Source organism: Variovorax sp. 01T439_2 (assembly GCF_056398445.1).
Genome location: NZ_JBFTPJ010000751.1, coordinates 1 through 2970, shown reverse-complemented (window position 1 = coordinate 2970; position 2970 = coordinate 1). Strand labels below are relative to the sequence as shown.

At 70.7% G+C, this 2970-nt stretch carries 2 protein-coding genes; one reads left to right on the top strand and one right to left on the bottom strand.

All coding sequences use genetic code 11. The features are described 5' to 3' along the window. On the top strand, positions 1-1077 hold a 1077-nt coding region (locus AC1DOC_RS27130), incomplete at its 5' end, for an MFS transporter (protein WP_478130870.1). A gap of 17 nt (positions 1078-1094) precedes the next feature. On the opposite strand, the gene AC1DOC_RS27125 is transcribed toward AC1DOC_RS27130, so the two are convergent. After that, positions 1095-2795, bottom strand: coding sequence for a bifunctional protein-serine/threonine kinase/phosphatase (locus AC1DOC_RS27125; RefSeq protein WP_478081596.1), 1701 nt, complete (start codon positions 2793-2795; stop codon positions 1095-1097). Between the last annotated feature and the right edge of the window lie 175 nt (positions 2796-2970).

Genomic DNA, 2970 nt, shown 5'->3' with positions numbered 1-2970 from the left:
CTGATGCGCTTTCCGCTCGGCATCCTGTCGCAGTACATCGGCCGCAAGAACGCGACGCTGGTCGAGATGGGCCTGATCGCGGTGGCGATGCTGTTCGGTTTCTTCTTCGTGAAGAGCTTCAACGACCTGCTCGCCATGGGCGTGCTGCTGGGCATTGCGGGCGCGAGCTTCGGCGTGGCGCTGTCGCTGGGCTCGGGCTGGTTCCCGCCGCAGCACAAGGGCCTGGCAATGGGCCTGGTGGGCGCCGGCAACGTGGGCACGGCGGTGTCGGTGCTGGTGGCGCCGCCGCTCGCGCAGTGGCTCGGCTGGCAGGCGGTGTACGGCGTGGCGGCCGGCGCGATCCTCATGCCGATGATCGTGATGATCGTGTTCGCCAAGGAGCCGCCCGACGTCGACAGCCATGCGAGCTTCCGCGCGCACATCGCCTGCCTGTTCGAGAAGGACGGCTGGGTGTTCAGCCTGATCTACGGCGTGACCTTCGGCGGCTTCATCGGGCTCACTACCTTCCTGCCTTCCTACTACTACGACCAGTTCGGCGTGAGCAAGGTGCAGGCCGGCCAGCTCACGATGCTGGCCGCCTTCATGGGCGCGGCGGTTCGCATCGTCGGCGGCTGGATCTCCGACCGCTGGGGCGGCGTCAACACGCTGACCGTGGTGCTGCTGGTGGTGGCCGTCGGGCTGGTGCTGGTGGGCATCTCGTCGGGCTCGCTCGCGCTCACCACCCTGCTGCTGATCCTGTGCTTTGCCGCGCTGGGCGCGGGCAACGGCGCGCTGTTCCAGCTGGTGCCGCTGCGCTGGCCCACGAGCACCGCGGTGGCCGGCTCGATGATCGGCGAGATCGGCGCGCTGGGCGGCGGGCTGGTGCCCAACGCCATGGGCCTGTCGAAGCAGTACCTGGGCAGCTATGTCTGGGGCTTTGTGTTCTTCGGTGCGCTGTCGCTGGTGATGCTGGGCGTCATGCGCGTGATGCAGATCCGCTGGACGCGCACCTGGGCAGAGAAAGGCGGCCGCGCGCGCACCTCGCCCCACGCTGCCGACGCCAAGTACGTGCCTCCAAGGAAGACGGCGCGGCCATGACCTTCCTCCGCCCGCCTTCAACGTGGCAGGAACAGCAGCCACACCACCAGCAGTGCGTTGAACAGCAGCGACACGGCCAGCGCGATCTTGTAGAGCGCGGCCGGGTCGCGGCGGATCAGCGGCGTGGCGGCGGGCGCGCTCACGGGGCGGGAAGCGCCGCGCTCCAGCGCGAGCAGCATTTCCTCGGCGGTTTCGAAGCGCTCGCGCGGATCGCGCGCGACGGCCTTGCGCACCAGGTGGTCGAGCCACACGGGCACATCGGGCCGCAGGCGCGAGAGCGCGGCCGGATCGCGCCGGTAGCGCGCCACCTGGTAGGGCTCGATCTCGCCGTAGGGCAGATGGCCGCCGAGCCACTGGTACAGCGTGACGCCGAGCGCGAACAGGTCGCTCGCGGTGTCGGCCTCGGCGCCCTCCCACTGCTCGGGGTTGATGTAGCTCGGCGTGCCGGCATGCAGCTCCCGCTGGGCCGCGCCTTCGCGGCCCGACAGCGCCACGCCCAGGTCGAGGATGCGCCAGCGGCCGTCGTCGCCCAGGTGCAGGTTGCCGGGCTTGATGTCGCGGTGCACCACGCCGTGGCGATGCAGCCGGCCCAGGGCCTTGGTCACTTCGATGGCCGCGGCAACCACCTCGGCCACCGTGCCGCGCGCGCCGGACTTGCGCATCTGCTCCAGCGTGCGCCCGCCGTGCCAGTCGAACACGATGTAGAGCGCGCTGGCGTTCTCGGCGCGTTCGTGCACGCGCACGAATCCGCTGTTGCCCACGCGCTGGCCCAGCCAGGCTTCGTGCGCGAGCATCGCGCGCTCCTGCGGGTCGCTGGCGCGCGAGGGATGCAGCGTCTTGAGCGCCACGAGTTCGCGCGTGGCCGCATTGCGCGCCTGGTAGAGCAGGTGCACGCCGGTGTCGGCCACCAGTGCGGTGACGACGTAGCCGTCGAGCGCGTCGCCCACCTTCAACAAGGGCGGCGGCGCCAGGCGGCGGCCGTCGCCGAGTTCGTCGTCCAGCTGCCGCACATCGAGGCCGACGACGCGGATGACCAATGCGGTCGCGTTGTCGCGCGTGCCTGCGTCCAGCGCCGCCTGCACCAGCGCCTCGCTCGCCTCCTCGGCACTGCCCCGCAGGGCGAGCGCGGCCAGGCGCTGCGGCTTGAGCACGCCGTGCACGCCATCGGTGCTGAGCACGAAGCAATCGCCCACGCGCACGTCGCCCTGCGCATAGTCGACGCGCACCTGGTCGTCCAGGCCGATGGCGCGCGTCAGCCGGCTGCGCATGTCGGGATGCTCGAAGGCGTGGTCCTGGGTCAGCGGCATGGCCGGCTCGCCGCCGGCGCGCACGCGCCAGGCGCGCGTGTCGCCCACATGCGCGAGCGTGTAGCTCTGGCCGTGCAGCACCAGCGCCGTCAGCGTGGTGAGCGCGGTGGCGCCGCCCTGCCGCCGCCGGTTGTGGTCGGCGAGCCAGGCGTTCTGCGCGGCGACCAGGCGGTCGAGCGCGGCAGTCGGCTCCCAGGTATCGGGCGTCGCGAAGTAGTCGGCCAAGAGGCCCATGACGGTGGTCTGCGCCGCCTCCAGGCCGCGCCCGCCCGTGGACACGCCATCGGCAATGGCCGCGATGAGCCCGCGCGACTCGTCGCCAGGCGGCGCGTTCACGGCGCCCGCGAAGTCTTCGTTCACGTCGCGCGGTCCGCGCTGGCTGCTGTAGCCGATGTCCACTTCAAAGCTCATGGCGCCATTCTCCACATGCTTTCCGCGCGCGCCGTGCGCTTCCTTTGCTTGATTCGTTGAAAGGCCCCACCCATGATGAAGAAACTCAAGCTCGTGATGGTCGGCAACGGCATGGCCGGCGTGCGCACGCTCGAAGAGCTGCTGAAGCTCGCCCCCGACCTGTACGACATCACCG